This window comes from Myxococcus faecalis (genome assembly GCF_050039385.1).
Lineage (GTDB): Bacteria > Myxococcota > Myxococcia > Myxococcales > Myxococcaceae > Myxococcus > Myxococcus fulvus.
Genome location: NZ_CP144336.1, coordinates 2,933,853 through 2,950,053, shown reverse-complemented (window position 1 = coordinate 2,950,053; position 16,201 = coordinate 2,933,853). Strand labels below are relative to the sequence as shown.

12 protein-coding genes are annotated in these 16,201 nt (G+C 73.0%); 8 read left to right on the top strand and 4 right to left on the bottom strand.

The genetic code is table 11. The features are described from left to right. The first annotated feature begins 38 nt into the window (after positions 1 to 38). From VZQ01_RS11605 to VZQ01_RS11595, 3 genes are all read left to right on the top strand, one after another. Complete coding sequence (locus VZQ01_RS11605) at positions 39 to 1,076, top strand: hypothetical protein (RefSeq protein WP_141332551.1); 1,038 nt, start codon at positions 39 to 41, stop codon at positions 1,074 to 1,076. Between the two features lie 258 nt (positions 1,077 to 1,334). After that, positions 1,335 to 1,862: a porin family protein gene (locus VZQ01_RS11600; protein ID WP_426747844.1), complete on the top strand. Its 528-nt coding sequence runs from the start codon at positions 1,335 to 1,337 to the stop codon at positions 1,860 to 1,862. A gap of 143 nt (positions 1,863 to 2,005) precedes the next feature. Beyond that, positions 2,006 to 2,350, top strand: a complete 345-nt coding sequence (locus VZQ01_RS11595) for a hypothetical protein (protein ID WP_046711509.1) — start codon at positions 2,006 to 2,008, stop codon at positions 2,348 to 2,350. A gap of 18 nt (positions 2,351 to 2,368) precedes the next feature. Here VZQ01_RS11595 and VZQ01_RS11590 read toward each other — a convergent pair whose 3' ends face one another. Then, a complete protein-coding gene (locus VZQ01_RS11590; protein WP_408891660.1) occupies positions 2,369 to 3,883 on the bottom strand; it encodes a peptidase M3 in 1,515 nt (504 codons plus the stop codon). Between the two features lie 139 nt (positions 3,884 to 4,022). On the opposite strand from VZQ01_RS11590, the gene VZQ01_RS11585 reads away from it, so the two are divergent. Further along, positions 4,023 to 4,946 (top strand): RluA family pseudouridine synthase, encoded by a 924-nt coding sequence (locus VZQ01_RS11585; RefSeq protein ID WP_426747843.1) that lies wholly within the window; start codon positions 4,023 to 4,025, stop codon positions 4,944 to 4,946. Between the two features lie 6 nt (positions 4,947 to 4,952). Here the strand turns inward: VZQ01_RS11585 and VZQ01_RS11580 are convergent, their stop codons facing one another. Then, positions 4,953 to 5,918 (bottom strand): glycosyltransferase, encoded by a 966-nt coding sequence (locus VZQ01_RS11580; RefSeq protein ID WP_426747841.1) that lies wholly within the window; start codon positions 5,916 to 5,918, stop codon positions 4,953 to 4,955. 76 nt (positions 5,919 to 5,994) lie between these two features. On the opposite strand from VZQ01_RS11580, the gene VZQ01_RS11575 reads away from it, so the two are divergent. Then, positions 5,995 to 11,847 carry a tetratricopeptide repeat protein gene (locus tag VZQ01_RS11575; protein WP_426747840.1) on the top strand — a complete coding sequence of 1,951 codons (5,853 nt, stop codon included), beginning with the start codon at positions 5,995 to 5,997 and terminating at the stop codon, positions 11,845 to 11,847. A 4-nt stretch (positions 11,848 to 11,851) separates the two neighbouring features. Here the strand turns inward: VZQ01_RS11575 and VZQ01_RS11570 are convergent, their stop codons facing one another. After that, positions 11,852 to 12,703, bottom strand: coding sequence for a hypothetical protein (locus VZQ01_RS11570; protein WP_223746439.1), 852 nt, complete (start codon positions 12,701 to 12,703; stop codon positions 11,852 to 11,854). 60 nt (positions 12,704 to 12,763) lie between these two features. Between VZQ01_RS11570 and galU the strand changes: the two genes are divergently transcribed. From galU to VZQ01_RS11555, 3 genes are all read left to right on the top strand, one after another. After that, positions 12,764 to 13,666 (top strand): UTP--glucose-1-phosphate uridylyltransferase GalU, encoded by a 903-nt coding sequence (galU, locus tag VZQ01_RS11565; RefSeq protein WP_223784867.1) that lies wholly within the window; start codon positions 12,764 to 12,766, stop codon positions 13,664 to 13,666. Next, the gene (locus VZQ01_RS11560) at positions 13,663 to 14,418 is read left to right on the top strand and encodes a hypothetical protein (protein ID WP_223784868.1); all 756 of its coding nucleotides are present in this window, start codon (positions 13,663 to 13,665) and stop codon (positions 14,416 to 14,418) included. Before galU ends, VZQ01_RS11560 begins: the two co-directional genes overlap by 4 nt. Before the next feature lie 160 nt (positions 14,419 to 14,578). After that, entirely contained in the window at positions 14,579 to 15,208 is a 630-nt protein-coding gene (locus tag VZQ01_RS11555) for a glutathione S-transferase family protein (RefSeq protein WP_141332251.1), read from the top strand. A 266-nt stretch (positions 15,209 to 15,474) separates the two neighbouring features. Here the strand turns inward: VZQ01_RS11555 and VZQ01_RS11550 are convergent, their stop codons facing one another. Continuing rightward, the gene (locus VZQ01_RS11550; RefSeq protein ID WP_426747839.1) at positions 15,475 to 16,146 is read right to left on the bottom strand and encodes a GNAT family N-acetyltransferase; all 672 of its coding nucleotides are present in this window, start codon (positions 16,144 to 16,146) and stop codon (positions 15,475 to 15,477) included. Positions 16,147 to 16,201: the final 55 nt, after the last annotated feature.

Here is a 16,201-nt window from a genome sequence, read left to right as displayed (position 1 = left end):
TAACTTGCCGCCCCCGTGGTACCCCCTCCGGAGGAGTCGTGAGCCGTTCGAAGAAGTCCGCCTTCATCCTCGCCGTGGCACTGGCGGCCTCGGGCTGCTCGGACCCGGTCGACAAGGCGGCCAAGGCCCGCATCTTCTCCCCCGAGGACCCGCCCAAGGTGGTGGCCTCCGCCCAGCAGAAGCTGCCCCCGGAGGATGTCGCGGACAACCCGCAGGTGGCGCGCCGCATCCTCGGCATGGACGCCGCCGAGGTGACCGAGCGGCTGGGGCCCCACCGCTACCAGGCCACCCTGGGCTACGAGTGGACCTCCGCCGAGTCCAACCCGGTGAAGCTCACCGAGACGCGCACCTTCCGCGCGGGCGCGGGCGGGGTCAGCGGGGACTTCCACGGCGTGCTGGAGAACTCCCGGGACCAGGGCCTGGAGGTGATGCGCATCGCGGGGCAGGTGTTCGCCCGCAACCGGTATGGCCCGTTCCGTCAGCGGCTGCGCGACCGCGGCATGGCCGAGCGCACCCGCGCGGAGCTGACCGGCGCCATCCGCGACTTCGACAGCCTGTTCCAGGGGCGGCTCAAGCTGTCGCCCCAGGGCACGGTCACCTACGAGGGGCGCACGGCGTGGCGCTACCAGGTGACGCTGGCTCCCGCCTCGGAAGGGGATGCCTCCCGGCCGCTGCCGGCGCTGCTGCAGCCCAAGAACGGGGCGGACGAGACGACGCGTCGCCGAGGGAACTTCTTCGCCCACCGGCTGCCGCGCTCGCTGGACGGCGAGGTGCTGGTGGACGCGGCCACGTCGGTGGTCCTCAAGGCGCGGCTGGACGGGCGCATCGGCGTGCCGTCGGACAAGACGCCCGAGGCGGCGGAGCTGCGCATGACGCTGGAGGCGGCCCTGACCGAGGTGGGCAAGGACCAGAAGCTGGCGCCTCCCGAGAGCTTCCTGCCCGACGCGGACAAGCCGCAGGGTATCGCCGACGCGTTGGACCGCTTCGGCATCGAGCGCGCCAAGCCCGAGGGCGCCAAGGGTTCGACGGCCGGTGAGGCTCCGCCGGAGCCCGAGGACGAGGGCGGCGGCGAGTAGCCCGCTGCGGGGCGCCCTCATGGTGCCCCGTTGATGGCCCAGGCGTGGAGACGGGTGACGTCTCCGCCTGGGCCCGGTTCTGGGAGCGACGCGCCCGGACAATCGCGTCATGGCCCCCTCGGCCCACCGCTTCTCCGTCCGCCCGCCTGCCCTGACGGCTCCGCCCGGACGCCCGCGTCAGGGCCACGCAGAATCGCCTCAACCCACTGTTTTCACACGGGTTCCACCGTGGCGTGTGGCTTGCTCTCCCGCAGGGCCATGCGTCGTCTCCGCCCCCTCCTGGCCTGTCTCTGCGGGCTGCTCGCGTCCCGCGTCCAGGCGCAGCCCCCTGCCCGGAGCCTGGGCGTCACCGTGTTCCCGGTGGGCGCCTACGTCCTGTCGGACACGGAGGGCGGGCGCGAGGCGGGCTACAGCGCGGGACTGGCCTGGAGCTATCGCCGGGAGGCGTCCCTCCTCGAGGTGGGCGGCCACGTGGCCTCCAGTCGACAGCTCACCGAGGCGACGCCCATGTCCCTGCGAATCACGCCCCCGGGGCCCCGACGGGTCCGTCCCTACCTGGGCCTCGGGCTGAGCTTCATGGTGGCCCACGCGCTCCGGGAGGAGGGGGCGACGCGCTCCCTCCAACTGGGGGCGGAGCTGTGCGGGGGCCTGGACGTGGAGCTGGGCCAGGGACTCTTCCTCTCCGCCGAGGCCCGCTACCAGAACTTCTCCGCCACCGGCTCCCCGTTCGCCGGGGAGCGACAGGCGCTCTCGTCCGGATTCCTGGGGCTGGGAATGCACCTGTAGGCGCCTCGCGCTACAGGGCGGGCCCAACCTGTTGGAAGAAAATTTGCGCTGACTCTTGCGTCCTCTACAATCCTCGTCGGTTGCGGCCCAGACGCGTCCGACATGCTCGGAAGTTCAGTGGGCTGTACAGCAAGGGAGCGGAGATGGAGCGCAAGGTCGGGAGTAGCACGGTGACGGCCAAGGAGGTCAAGGCGGCGCTGGAGAAGACGCGCACGCTGTCGGCCGAGGAGGAGAAGGTGCTGCGCATGCGGCACGGCGCCGACGCTTCCAGCACGCGGGCTCCGCTGCCGCGCGCCGCAGGGGACAACGAGGAGCTGGGTGACGAGCTGCTCTTCATCGAGATGCAGCTGATGAAGGCCATGCGCGCCCGGGCCGCGGCCAAGACGCCCGCCACGAAGGCGGCGGCGCCCGCCGCGCCGCGTGCTCGCGAGACGGCCGCCAACCCGACGAAGGACAAGATTGTCCGGGCGCTGCGCAAGAAGAAGTAGTCGCCCGCGCGGTCACCACTACCGGTTGAGGATGGCCACGAGGCGCTCTCCCGCCTCGGGCAGCGCCAGCGGCGTGCCCGAGATTTCCGTGGCCAGTCCCTCCGCGTCATCCGTTCCACCCCGCGCGTACAGCCCCTTCAACCAGGCGGCGGCGGGCGGGTTGCGCCAGAAGTCCTCGTTGAAGCGCTCGGTGAGGCGCCCGGTGAGCCGGGCCTCCAGCGCCCACGCTCGCAGGTAGTGCGCCACGTAGAGCTGCGGGTCCACGTCGGACAGGAAGAAGCCGGGATGTGGCTCGGCGAAGAGGGCGCGGCGCTGGCCGTCGGCGTACTCGTCCGCGCGCTCGGTGGATGCGCCCTTCTGGCTCAGGGACAGCTCGTAGGACAGCTTCGCGCAGTGGCGCCGAAGCACGGCCAGGGCCTGGAACGCGGCCAGCCTCGCCGTGTCGCGCGCGAGCACCGCGCCCAGCCCCAGGTAGCGCTTGAGCCACTCGGGGGAGAGCAGCAGGCGCTCGAAGACGGCGGCGTGGGCCTCGGTGATGCCCGCGTCGCCCAGGCGGCGCAGCTCCATGGGCAGCGTCGCGGACACGTGCGCGCGGTGCTGCGCGTGGCCCAGCTCGTGGAGCAGGCTGCCCAGCGCGTCCAGTCCGCCGCGCGGCTGGAGCACCAGGCGGACGTCGTCCGGCACGCGCACGGTGACGACGAAGGGGCGCGAGGACTTGCCGGGGCGGTCCTCCTCGTCCAGCCGGATGCGGCCGTCCGCGTGCGGCGTGAAGCCCCACTCCATCAGCCAGCGCACCACGGCGGGCCACGCGTCCTCGCGGCGCAGGTGCTCGTCCATCCAGGGCGCCAGCAGCGCGGCCTGCACGTCGTGTCGGCGCGCGTCGCCGCCGGGCAGGGGCCTGAGCAGCGGGTCCACCTTCTTGAGCACGTACGCGAGCACGTCGCGGTACGCGTCCTCGGTGCGCCGGAGCGTCTCGTCCGCGGCCTTGGCGAGGTCGGCGTAGGGGATGCCGGTGACGTCCTGGCGCAGCGTGGGGTAGTCGGTGGCGCCCAGGCGCTCGGCGGCGTGGAGGGCGGCGTCGCGGCGGTCTCCGTAGGGGCCGCGCTGCTCCCAGAGGAAGTTGCCCACGGCGCGCTCCAGGCCGGCGCGGCGCGCGCGGCGGGGCTCGCGGGGGAGGCGGCCGAGGGCCTCCGTGAAGGCGTAGGTCTGGTCGTCGATGGTGAGCACCGCCTTGCTCTCGAGGTCGGCCACGGCCCGGGCGGCTCGGGCGGCGAGCGCCTCCTCGACGTGGGTGGCCACCAGCTCGCGCAGCAACTGGATGCGGCGCACCGCGAGGGGGTCCTCCTTGGCGCGGGCCTTGGCGAGCGCCTCGTTGGCGGCGATGAAGGTGTCCGGGGAGGACAGCTCGGGGAAGGAGGCGTGGAGGCTGGGGGGCTCGGAGGAGAGCCCGGCGCCGTGGCGATATTGGAGCGTGGCCAGCTCGGCGAGGAAGTCGTCCAGCCGCGTACGCACCGAGTGAAGGGGGCGGTCCATGGGGCCGCGCAAGCTACCAGGGGACGCGCTCGCCCGGGGGAACAGGTGAGGGGCCCTGGTGGCCCGTGGACCTGGCGGGTGGGCCTTGTGGTGGGCCGCGCCTTTCTGTAGCGAGCGGACTGGAAGTGAGGTGCCGCGAGTGAAGCGTCGGACATTCCGGGTGGAGGGCGCGGGGCGCGCCGTGGCGGAGGCGGTGGCCGGGGAGCTCGGACTGTCCGAGGCGCAGGCGCGCGAGCTGGTGGACGTGGGCGCCGTGTACGTGGGCGGCAAGCGCTGCCGCGACGCGAAGCTGCGGCTGACGTCCGGGCAGGTGGTGGCGGTGGTGCTGGAGGAGGGTGGGACGAGCTCGCTGGCCCAGGCGCCGGAGGCCCCCACGTTCCGGGTCCTTCACGAGGACGCGGAGGTGCTCGCGGTGGACAAGCCAGCGGGGCTCCCCGCGCAGCCCACGGAGGCGCGCGTGGGGGGCAACCTGGTGGACCAGGTGAGCCGGTACCTGGGACGCGAGGCGGGGCTGGTGCACCGGTTGGACCGCGAGACGTCGGGCGTGACGGTGTTCGGCAAGTCGGCGCGGGCGACGTCCGCGCTGGCGGCGGAGTTTCGCGAGGGGCGCGCGCGCAAGCGCTACGTGGCGGCCACGGGGCCGGGGCTGCCCGCGTCGGGCAAGGTGGACCTGCCGCTGTCCAAGGACCCGTCGCGTCCGGGGCGGTGGCGGGCGAGCCGGGCCGCCAACGGGGTGCCCGCGTTGACGTACTTCCGCACGCTGTATGCCGGGCCGGAGTTCTGCGTGGTGGAGCTGCTGCCGCACACGGGCCGCACGCATCAGCTGCGCGCGCACCTGACGGCCTTGGGGGCACCGATTCTGGGGGACGCTCGCTATGGCGGCGCGGCGAGGGCGGCGGGGACGGAGGCGGCGCGGTGCCTGTTGCATGCGCACGCGCTGGAGCTGGCCCATCCGGACACGGGGCGGACGCTCTCGGTGGAGGCGCCGGTGCCCGAGGACCTGCTGCGCTTCTTCACCCTCGCGGGCGTCGCGGTGCCGAGCGGCGCGGTGCCCGAGAAGTAGCGCGCCTCAGGCCACGCAGGTGAAGTCCCGGCCCTCGACCCAGCCCAGGTGTGCCAGGTCCTGACGCAGCTCCTCGCGGGCCCAGCGCACGCCGACGCAGACGAGGAGCGGCTCCTGTCCCGGCGGCCCCAGCTCCTCGGGGCCCACGACGGGAATCCCGTTGAGCCGGGTGCCCTTCTTGCGCGGATGCACATCGATGTAGCGCCGCACCTCCACGCCGTGCTCACGGAGGAGTCGCGTCATCCGCTTGCCGCTCGGGCCCGAGCCCCAGAGCGTGCAGACGCGGGCCTTCGAGAGGGGGCCGCGGCGGGCCACCAGGTAGCGGGCCTTGGTCCACATGAGCCTCTCGAGGCCATAGCGCGGGTCCGTCCGCGTCAGCCGCGCGGGGCTGTCGCGCCAGCGCAGGAGGACCTCGGGCAGGTTCTTGAGGGCGTGGCCCTGCTCGAGCAGCTCCAACCAGAGGGCGTAGTCCTCGGGGAAGTCCCCGTCCCGCCAGGCGCCGGTGGACGTCAGCGCGTCGCGGCGCAGGCAGACGGACGGGTGGCACAGGGGGCTCTCGATGAAGCGGGCGTGGAAGAGCTGCTCGGGGGAGGTCAGGCTGTTGATCCACCGCGCATAGGACTGGAGGGAGGGGCTCACCGGCTGGTCGTCCCGGAAGAGCTCCACGGCGGTGCCCACGCCGGCGAGCCCGGGGTCCGCCTCCAGGGCGTGGAGGCTGGCCTCGAGGCGCCGGGGCAGGGCCTCGTCGTCGGCGTCCATCCGGGCGACGTAGGGGGAGGTGGCTTGCCGGAGGCCCAGGTGGAGCGCGGAGACGAGGCCCCGGCCCTGGCCGGTGAGGACCTCCACGCGCGAGTCCCGGGCGGCCAGGGCCTCCAGGACGGCGCGGGTGGCGTCGGTGGAGCCGTCGTCGATGGCCAGCAGCCGGAGGTCCTGGAGGGTGCCGTCGAGCAGGCTCCGGGCGGCGCGGGCCACGGTGGCCTCGGCATTTCGAGCGGGAAGGAGGACGGTGACAACCGGGATGGCCATCGTTGTGTAGACTGCCGCACCCATGGGTGGCGTGAGAAACGGCAAGGGCGCCGGAACGCCGGAGCCCGCGGCCGTCCGACAGGAGGTGCCGCGAGCCGGCACGCTCGACGTCGGGTCGACGGATGAGGCGGCGGAAGGGGTGGCTCGGCACTTCCGGGCCGCCGCGCGCTGGCTGCGCGAGGGCTCCGCCGCCCGGGCGTTCGAGGAGCTGACGACCGCCCGCCGCACCCTGCCGATGACGCCGCGCCTGGCCGCCGCGCTGGTGCGCTTCGGGCGACTGGCGGGGGCCGAAACTGTTGCCATCGGGTTGCTGGAAACCGTGCCGCCCACCGAGTCCGCCGACGTCCGGCTCGCCGTGCGCCGACAGCTCGCGCGCCTGTTGCGCAAGACGGGGCAGGGGACCCGCGCGGTGGCGGTGCTCGACGCGCTGACGTGGGAGTTCCCGGACGAGCGCCGCGCGCGGCGGGTCCTGGAGGCGCTCCGTGCGAAGAGCACGAAGCCCGCCGCCGCGCCCGTGGGGAGCGTGCTGGAGAAGCTGCCGACGAAGAAGACGGGCGCGCAGGGCGTGTCCATCTGGGAGGAGGACGAGGTCGACTACCACGCGGCGACGGTGGTGGACACCTCGGGCGTGGCGCCGAAGGTGACACCGGTGGCGCCGCCGCCGCGCTCGCTGACGATGGAGTTGTCGCGGGTGGAGTTCCAGGTGGAGGGACCGCCCCTGGGATTGGAGACCTCCGGGGCTGCTCGGTCGCTGGAGGGCGAGCCTCGGGAGAGCACGCGTGGTGGAGCCGTGCCATGGGAGGTGACGCCGACGGAGCCGGTGGCGCACGCGCGGGTTTCGGCGACGACGGGTGAGGCGTCGGCGGTCGAGGGTGTGTCGCGGGTCGAGGCGTCGAGCGCGGCCAGTCGGTCTTCCGAGTCTGGTGCGGGAGAGGATGTTCGGGCTTCGGCGGGAGAGGACGCGGCGACGGGGGCTCTGATGGAAGGCGCGCGTGCCGCGGCGGGCGAGGACACGCAGACGCGTGAGCCGACGGAGGTGGCGGCCTCGCCACTCGCCAGTACGGAACCGAGTGTGAGTCGTACCGATGCGCTGGCCCTGCCACTGGGCGATGAAGCTCGCGAAGAGTCGGGCACGACGAACGGTGTCCCCGTCGAAGGGGCTCCCGATGGTTCGTCGGGCGCGGTCCCTGCGGTCGGGCTCCCGACGCCTGTTGGCCCGACGGATACGGCTGCCGATGCTTCGTCGAGTGCGACCCCGGCGGTCGGCAGTGCGCCGGCCGCTGACCGCGCGGATGCGTCTGCTGGCGAAGGGGCGAGCGGGGCCTCAGCGGAAGGAAGCGAAGCACACGTCGGCCTGGGCTTTGCGGCGGCCGAGACTTCATCGGGCACGAGTCCGACCGAGCGCGCGGCTCCGAGCATCCGTCCGGAGACACCTTCGTCGTTCATGAATCCTGCGGAACTGATTCACGCGGAGCAGGGCGCTGGAGGCGCGTCGGGTCCTCAGTCTCTTGAAGCGAGCGGTTCGGCCGCCATCGGCCGGAACTGGGCTCCGGATGATTCCTCGACGGATGCCATCGAGGGCTCCGCGCGTCCGCTGCTGGAGGCTCCGCCCTCCGAGACCGACCTGCCCGCGAAGACCCAGGTCGAGATGCCCGCGGTCCACCTGGGTGCACTCTCGGTTCCCTGGGACGACGCGTCCGAGGAGCCGGCTGCGCCGCGGCCCGCCCCCCCGAAGGGGAACCCGTCGGTTGTGGAGCCTCCCGTCCTCCAGCCCGCGGAGACGGAGCCGTCCGCGCGGGGCGCTGGCCCCACTCGAGTCGAGGACGCTCCGCGCTCGGAGACGACGGAGGTTCCGCTCGCGGACCTCCTCGCCGCGCTCGGGCGCGCATCCACGGGTGGCGATAACGCGGGTCGAGCCGCGCCTGCTCCCGTGGGAAGCAGCAGCGCCCCGGTGCCGCCGCGCTCGGGACGTCCGGGGTCGGGCGAGCATGTCCACGGCGAGGACACGGAGGAGTGGGCGCACTCCCAGAAGCTGGAGGCCCAGTTCATCGCCCGTCGTGCGTGGAAGGAGCTGGCCCAGCTGTACCTGAAGCGCGCGGACCGGGCGAAGGACCCGGCGATGCGCGCGGAGGCGCTGACGCGACTGGCGGAGGTGATGGAGACCGAGCTCCAGGACCCCGCGGGCGCCGCGCGCATGTACGGCGAGATCGTCGAGCTGACGGGAGATCGCGTCGCGCTTCGTGAGCAGGTGCGGCTGTTGTCCTCTCGTGATGATGCCTCGCTGGTCCGGCGTGCGCTCGACGAGGCCATCCAGCGAGCGCGGACCGGGCGGGCGCGTGCGACGGCGCTGCTGACGCGAGGCGAGCGCTGGCTGCACATGGGGGAGCTCCAGAAGGCCCGTGCGGACTTCGAGGCCGCGGATGCGCTGGTGCCGGGGATGGTGCCCGCGCTGGCGGGGCTGCTGCTCTGTGTCGAGGGCGAAGAGAGACGCTCCCTGGCGTCTCGTCTGCGCACCGTGCTCGCGGGATTGCAGCGTCGGACGCCCGACCGGGCCGAGGCGCTTCGGGTGCTCGCGCGCACCGCCGAGGAGCAGCTGCGTGATTCGCAGCTGGCGCAGTGGGCCTGGAGTGAGGTGCTCGCCGAGAACCCCGAGAGTGAGCAGGCTCGGGAGCGGCTCTTGTGGCTCGCGCGCGAGCTGGGGGACACGCAGTCGCTGGGGAAGCTCCTGCGCGCGCAGCTGGCTCGGGAGTCACGTGGCCCCGCGGCGCGACAGGCGCGGCTCGAGCTGGTGGCCACGTTGGAGGCCGCCGGGGAGATGGAGGCCGCGCTGGGGGAGCTTCGCCAGGCGGTGCGTTTCGAGCCGGGGCACAAGGAGGCGTGGCTCCTGCTCGTGGAGCGGTTGTGGGCGCGTGGCAACCAGGGCGAGGCGGCCTGGGCGCTGGAGCATGCGGCCACCGCGACCGAGGACGAGCTCGAACGCGAGCAGACGTGGGAGCGGCTGGCGCGCTTGTGGCGCGAGTCGCTCGGCAACGCGGAGCGGGCGCAGGTCTACGCGCGGCGCGCGGAAGGGTTGAGGCTGGCGCGTGAGGAGCGGGAAGCGGCGCTGCCGCCGCCCGAGCCGCCCCGCAGCGCGACGCCTCGCCGCGAGTCCAGTGGGCCGAGGTCTCCGTTGGCTCCCTCGCCCGCGAAGTCGACGTCGCTCGTGGCGGCGGGCGGAGACCTGTCCGAGGAGATCACCTCGAGCTCCGACCCGAATGTCCCTCCGGGACAAGGGAGCGTCGAGGCGACGAGCATCGCGCCTCCTCGAGGCGACAGGACGACGGGACCGTCGGCGGCGAGTGGTGCGTCCGGGGCAGCCGCTTCACAGCCGCAGGCGGGCGCCGCTGCCGTTCCCTCCGGCGCACCACGAGCCGAGAGGTCCGCACTTCCGGCGGGGGCGAACAGCCCGAGTGCCAGGGGCGAGAGGGGCGCACCCGGCGACGTCGCGACGCCGTCGAGTACGAACAGCCCGGGTCCGCGAGGTGGGAAGTCCGCGCAGCCCGCCGACGGGCTGTCCGCCAACGCTTCCTCTCCGCGCACTCATGCGCCCACGAGTGTCTCGCCCGCCAGCGCGCCTCGTGCGGAGAAGGGTGCAGCGGCTGGCAACGCGCCTCGCGCGGAGAAGCCCGTTGCGTCCGCCGATGTCGCGCCCGGCAATGCGTCTCGTGCGGAGAGGGACCTTCTGCCCAGCGGTGGTGCGCCCGCCAGCGCGCCTCGTACGGAGAGGGGTGCGGCACCCGGCAGCGCATCTCGCACGGAGAGGCCTGGCCCCTCCGCAAGTGCTGTACCCGGCAACGCGCCTCGTAATGAGAGGTCCGCTCCATCGACCGGCGCCGCTCCCGACAACGCATCTCGCCCGGAGAAGCCGGCGCCCTCGGCAGGGCCTGTATCCGGCAATGCAGCTCGTACGGAGAGGCCTGCAGCGTCCGCGGGGGCCGCATCTGGCAACGCACCTCGTCCGGAGAATCCTGCTGCGTCCTCAGGAGCCGCAGCCGGCAAATCACCTCGCTCGGAGATGCCAGCTGCATCCGCGGGCGCAGCACCTGGCAACGCATCTCGCACGGAGAGACCTGCTGCGTCCGCGGGAGACGCTGGTGGCAACGCATCTCGCATGGAGAGACCTGCTGCGTCCGCGGGAATCGCGGACGGCAACCCACCTCGCTCGGAGAAGCCCGCGCTCTCCACCGGCGCCGCGGCCGGCAACGCACCTCGCCCGGAGAAGCCCGCGCTCTCCACCGGCGCCGCGCCCGGCAACCCACCTCGCTCGGAGAAGTCCGCGCTCTCCACAGGCGCCGTGCCCGGCAACGCATCTCGCCCGGAGAAGCCCGCGCTCTCCACCGGCGCCGCGCCCGGCAACGCGTCTCGCGGGGAGAACCCCGCGCCCCGCGCCGCGAAGCCTGCGCCCTCCGGTGCGCGTACGGAGAAGCCCGCGCCCCCGGTCCTCGCTCGCGTGGAGAAGCCCGCGCCCCGCGAGGACAGTCTCGCCGCGCTCGGTCCGGAGCTGGAGCGTCCCGCCCCGTCGGGCTCCACGGTCGTCTTCGGCGAGAGCGCCCCCGCGCCTCGCGCGGACCCGCAGCCCCGCGCGCCCCGAGACGAGAAGCCCCGAGCCCCGAGCCCCGCGCGTCCCCCGGAGCCCCAGCCGCGAGGTGGCAGGGCCATCGACCTGATGAGCGGCGGCGCCATGGACCTCGACGCTCCGCCCGTGCCCGAGACGCGCATCATCTCCTGGGAAGCCCCGCCGGGCCGCATGGACCCCGTGCGCCGCGTCCACCGCGCCAACCGCCCCGAGGGCACCGCCGCCGGCCCCGCGCCGGGCCGCACCTTCATCGCGAAGCCCCCGCCGCCCGCCGCTCCGCTCGTCGGCGCCGCCGAGACGCGCGAGAACCCCATCGTCGTCCCCGAACCGGCCCCCGCCTCGGACACCGAGCCGGAGGTCTTCCGCCAGCTCCGCGAGCGCCCGCTCGACACCGCCACCTACGAGCAGCTCGCCGACTTCTTCGACACCCGAGGCGACGCCCCCCGCGCCGTCCTCATGCGCGAAATCGTCGAGGCCCTCGCCGGTCGCGAAACGCCCGCCCCCCGCCTCCAGCGTCCACCCCTCACCGGCGACGAGCGCGCGGGCCTGCGTCACCCGGGCCTGCGCACCGCCTCGGGCGAGCTGCTCGCCTGCGCCGGCATCGCCCTGTGCCGCCTGTTCCCCGCCCAGGGCCGCGCCGCGGACGCCTCCGAGCCCCTGCGCGCCGTCGCCGGCCCGGGCGCGCCCGCCGTCCTCGACGCACTCCACACCTCCGCGCGCATCCTCGCGATGAACCTGCCGGAGCTCGTGCTCGCCGACGACGACGGCCCGCCCTTCACCGCCGTCCACACCGACAAGCCGCGCCTGCTCGTCGGCCGCGCCGCCATCCGCCAGCCCCTGCCCGCCGCCGAGCTGCGCTTCCACGCCGGCCGCGCCCTCCTGTCCCTCTCCCCGGACCTGCTCGCCCTGCGCGCGCTCAAGGGCGCCCAGCTCCTGCGCGCCCTCGCCCTGTTGTCCACCGTCCTCAAGGACCCCAAGGACTCCAGCGCCGACGCGCGGCTCGTGCGCGACGCGCTGTCCCCGCGCGCCCTGGAGCGCACCCTGGAGCTGCTCGAGCCCGGCACCCGCGACTTCAACGCCTCCGCCCTCGCGGACGCCGCGCGCGACTCCGCCAACCGCGCGGGCCTGGTGGCCTGCGGCGGCGTGGGCCCCGCCGTCACGGTGATTCGCTCCCGCCGCTCCCAGGACCCGGAGCTGGTGGAGCTGCTGCGCTTCGCCGCGTCCGAGCGCTACCTCGCGCTGCGCGCCCCCTCGCGCTGAAGCCTCAATTCACCTGCAGGCGGATGGTGAGCGCCAGCATGCGGCTCTTCTCCCCACCCAGCTCGTGCCGGTACGCGATGTCCAGCCCGCCGCCCTGCTCCGTCATGAAGCCCAGGCCCGTGCTCAGCCGCGACGTGCGCGTGAAGCCGTCATACGAATAGCCGGCGCGGATCGGCACCTGCATCCCCATCAGGTACTCCAGCCCACCCGCGTACGTGAGCGTCGTCTTGTCGTCCGTCTCGAAGTCCGCGCGCACGTCACCGGCCAGCGTCAACATCCCCGACATGATGCCGATGTGGCCCGTGTAGTAGCGCGACAGCTCCACGTTGTCGGTGTTGATGAGGTTGTGCCCCGACACGCCGGCCACGAACGACTGCGACAGCCGCATCAGCACGCCCGTGTCCACTGTCACCGAGTTGGCATATCGCCCCGTGCCACTCATGCGCAGGTAGCGCGCCACGCCACCAATCAGGATGCCCGGGGTCAGCGGGAACCCCACGCCCAGCGAGCTCAGATGCGCGCTGGTGCGAGCACCGCCCCGGCCCAGGCTGACCCAGTGGTAGTCCACCCCCATGGCCAGCTTGCTGGTGGCCCCGTCGATGACGGAGATGCCGAGCATGCCCTCCTTGAGCGCCGTGTCCCACGCGCCCGTGCCCTCGAAGCGGTAGGCCGGCCACAGCGCCATGGCGGCGGGGTTGCCCAGCACCGCCTCCGTGCCCAACCCCAGGGCGCGGTACGCGCCCCCCATGCCATAGGCGCGCGCGCTCATGATGTCCCTCAGGTCCTCGGAGGGCTGGGCGGAAGCGGCGGTGGAGACACACACAGCCAACAACAGGACGACGGGACGGAGCGACATGGGATGGCCATCCTAACCAGCTTGATGGGGGGGAAGGGCGCCAATAGATTCGCTGCCCTCATGTCCGCCAACACACCGAAGGCAGAGTCCCTCATCCGCAAGTGTGTCATCCCGGCAGCCGGGCTGGGCACGCGTTTCCTGCCGGCCACCAAGTCGGTGCCCAAGGAGATGCTCCCCATCGTCGACACGCCCACCCTCCAGTACATCGTGGAGGAGGCCGTGTCCGCCGGCATCGAGGATGTCGTCCTCATCAATGGCCGCGGCAAGGGCGCCATCGAGGACCACTTCGACATCGGCTTCGAGCTGGAGACCACCCTGCGCGCCCGCGGCAAGACGGCGGACGCCGACAAGCTGCGCGCCATCGCGGACCTGGTGCGCGTGGTCAGCATCCGCCAGAAGGAGCCCAAGGGCCTGGGCCACGCGGTGCTCTGCGCCAAGAGCGCCATCGGTGACGAGCCCTTCGGCGTCCTCCTGGGCGATGACATGATCGACGCCGAGGAGCCGGGCATCCGCCAGCTCGCCCGCGTGTTCCGCAAGTACAACCAGGCCGTCATCGCGCTGATGGAAGTGCCCGACGACGAGACGCACATGTACGGCATCGCCGCGGGCACGGACCTGGGCGACGGCGTCATCCGCATCGACCGCGTGGTGGAGAAGCCCAAGAAGGGCACCGCTCCCTCCAACCTCGCCGTCATCGGCCGCTATGTGCTGCCGCCGGAGATCTTCCCCATCCTGGAGAAGCAGACTCCCGGGGTCGGCGGGGAAATCCAGCTCACCGACGGTCTGGCCACGCTGCAGCAGTCGCACGGTCTCTTGGGCTACAAATTCAAGGGTCAGCGCTATGACGCGGGCGACAAGGTGGGGTACCTCAAGGCGAACATCGCCTACGCGCTCAAGCGCCCCGAGCTCCGGGGCGGGCTGCTCGAGTACATGCGTGAGGTCGTGAAGACGGAGAAGCCGTGAAGCGCATCGTCGCACTCGTCGCAGTCCTGCTGTCCTTCACCGCTTTCGCCTACGTGCTGCCCGGGGGCTCCATCCTCCGGCGCATGGTGACCGAGCGCGACGAGCTCAAGCTGTCCGGGCTGCGCGTGGAGGGCTCGCTGAGCTTCCTGGGTCCCGCGGTGAAGGAGGCTGGCGCCGCGCTGGGCGCGGCGACGGACCGTCCCGACGTGCAGGGAGACGGCGTGCTGTACCTGCGCATGCCGGGGCGCTGCCGCTTCGAGGCGTCCGTGCCGGATGGCAACTCGCGCTCCGCGGTGGTGCAGGTGGCGGGGCGTCGCCGGCTGGAGGGCAACGAGATTGCGTCCCTGTCGGTGCTCGTCGCGCAGGTGTGCCCGCTGTTCGCCGCGGGCGGCGGCCCCGTGCAGCAGCTCAAGGAGTCCGTGCAGCAGTACCTGCAGGGGCTGGGCGTCGACACGACGCGCACGGGCCTGGCGCGCTTCAGCGGAGAGGTGACGTACGTGCTCGGCGAGCAGGGGGAGAACCGTCCCCAGTTCTGGGTGTACAAGGACTCCTTCCGCCCCGCGCGGCTGCGCTACACGGACGCGGCGAAGGTGGCCTGGGACGTGCGCTTCCTCGACTACAACTCGCCCGCGGTGGGTGAGGCCATGCCGCGCACCATCGAGGTGTGGCGTGGAGACCAGCGCGCCGTGCGCTTCACCGCGCTGAAGGGCGACACCCGGGCCACCGTGCCCGACAAGCTCTTCACGCCGTAGCCAGACACCGCTCCCCTCGCCGGAGACGTTGACGCGTCACGGCGAGGCGCGAGGGCGGTGCCGGGTGTTCCTTGCGACTCGCTTGCGACGTTCCGGTGGCGCGTTGAAGAGTCACGCCCGTCCGGTCGCTGTCCGCCGGCCCACTGACGGAGGAACGCACATGAAGGTCTTTGGCCATCCGCTGAGCACCTGTACGCGCAAGGTCCTCGCCACGCTGGCGGAGAAGGGGCGCGAGGCGGAGCTCGTGCTCGTCGACCTGACGAAGGGCGAGCACAAGTCGCCGGCGCATTTCGCGCGGCATCCGTTCGGCGTCATCCCGACGCTCGAGGACGATGACGGCTTCATGCTGTACGAGTCGCGCGCCATCATCCGCTACCTGGACCGCGTGCTGCCGGGGCCGTCGCTCACGCCCGCGGCGCCGAAGGCCTACGGCTTGATGGAGCAGTACCTCAGCGTGGAGCAGTGCTACTTCTCTCCCTCGGCCTTCAAGGTGTCGTGGGAGCGGCTCTTCAAGCCGCACATGGGCGGCGGCCCGGTGGACGAGGCCCGCGTGGCCGAGGGGCGTCAGGGCGTGGCGAAGGTGTTCGCCATCCTCGACCCGGTGCTGGCGAAGCAGCCGTTCCTCGCGGGTGACAGCTTCTCGCTCGCGGAGGTGGCGTGGCTGCCGGACCTGACGTTCTTCCTCACCTTCGACGAGGAGAAGGCCCTGCTGGCCGAGCACAAGCACGTGGCCGCGTGGTGGGAGCGCATCAGCGGCCGCCCCGCGTGGCGCAAGGTGACCGGAGCGTAGCCGAGCGGCGACGGGGCCGTGCTCGCCCGTGAGCGCGGTCCCGTGGGCTTTGAGCGGGAGGTGCTGTCGCGCGGCTTCGCATCGGGCCCGACGGCCGTGGACGGATGAGCGGCGAGCCCGGTGCCGCGCGTGTGGCGGTGCGGCGTTTGTCGGGAGCCCCCTCTCGCGCGGGCGAGGTCCCTCGCTCGACGTGCTTCGCGCATGCAGTGGTGTGTCGCTCGTCGGCGGACCGCCACCTCGCGCGAGATGCTCGCGGGTGCGTCCTGCTATGCCCCCGAGGTGCGCCGGGCGACGTCGGAGTCAGCTCGGGGCGCCTCGTGCGCGGGCGCGGGGCGCCACATGAACCACTGCGGCGGGCCGCCGTCGAAGCAGGGCTCGGTGCGCTGCAGGTCGAAGCCGAAGCCCTGATACCAGTCGCGGTTGGAGGCCTTGGCCGTCTCGAGGAAGCACGGCGCGCGGGTCTCCTCGGCCAGCGCCAGCCCCGCGCGCATCAACCGCGCGCCCACGCCCTTGCCCTGGTGCGCCGGGTCCACGGCGATGGTGGCCAGGTACCAGTGGGGCGGCGTGTGCGGGTGGTATCGCTCCAGCCTCGCCAGCGCCTGGAGGGCCAGCCGCGCGCGCCCTGGGAAGTACCGCAGTCCGGCCCAGAGCGTGGGCAGGAAGATGGCCTGCCGCCCGAGTGACTGGGGGAAGCCGCCCGGACTCAACCACGCCGCCACGCCCGTGAGCTGCCCGTCCGCGACGGTGGCATGCACCACGCCGTGCGCGAGGCAGTCCTCCACGGTGGCCCGATAGAACTCGGCCGACACCCGCGCCCGGCGCTCGGAGGGGCCGGGGAAGAGCTCCGCGAGGAACGGGTAGTCATCGAAGGCACGCGCGCACATCGGGCCCACCTGTCCCAACAGCTCCGGCCCCAGGCTCTCGATGCCCACGCTCATGCGTCAGGGACTGTAGCCCGGGCTCACCCTGCGCGGGTCCGTCATCCCGCTCGTG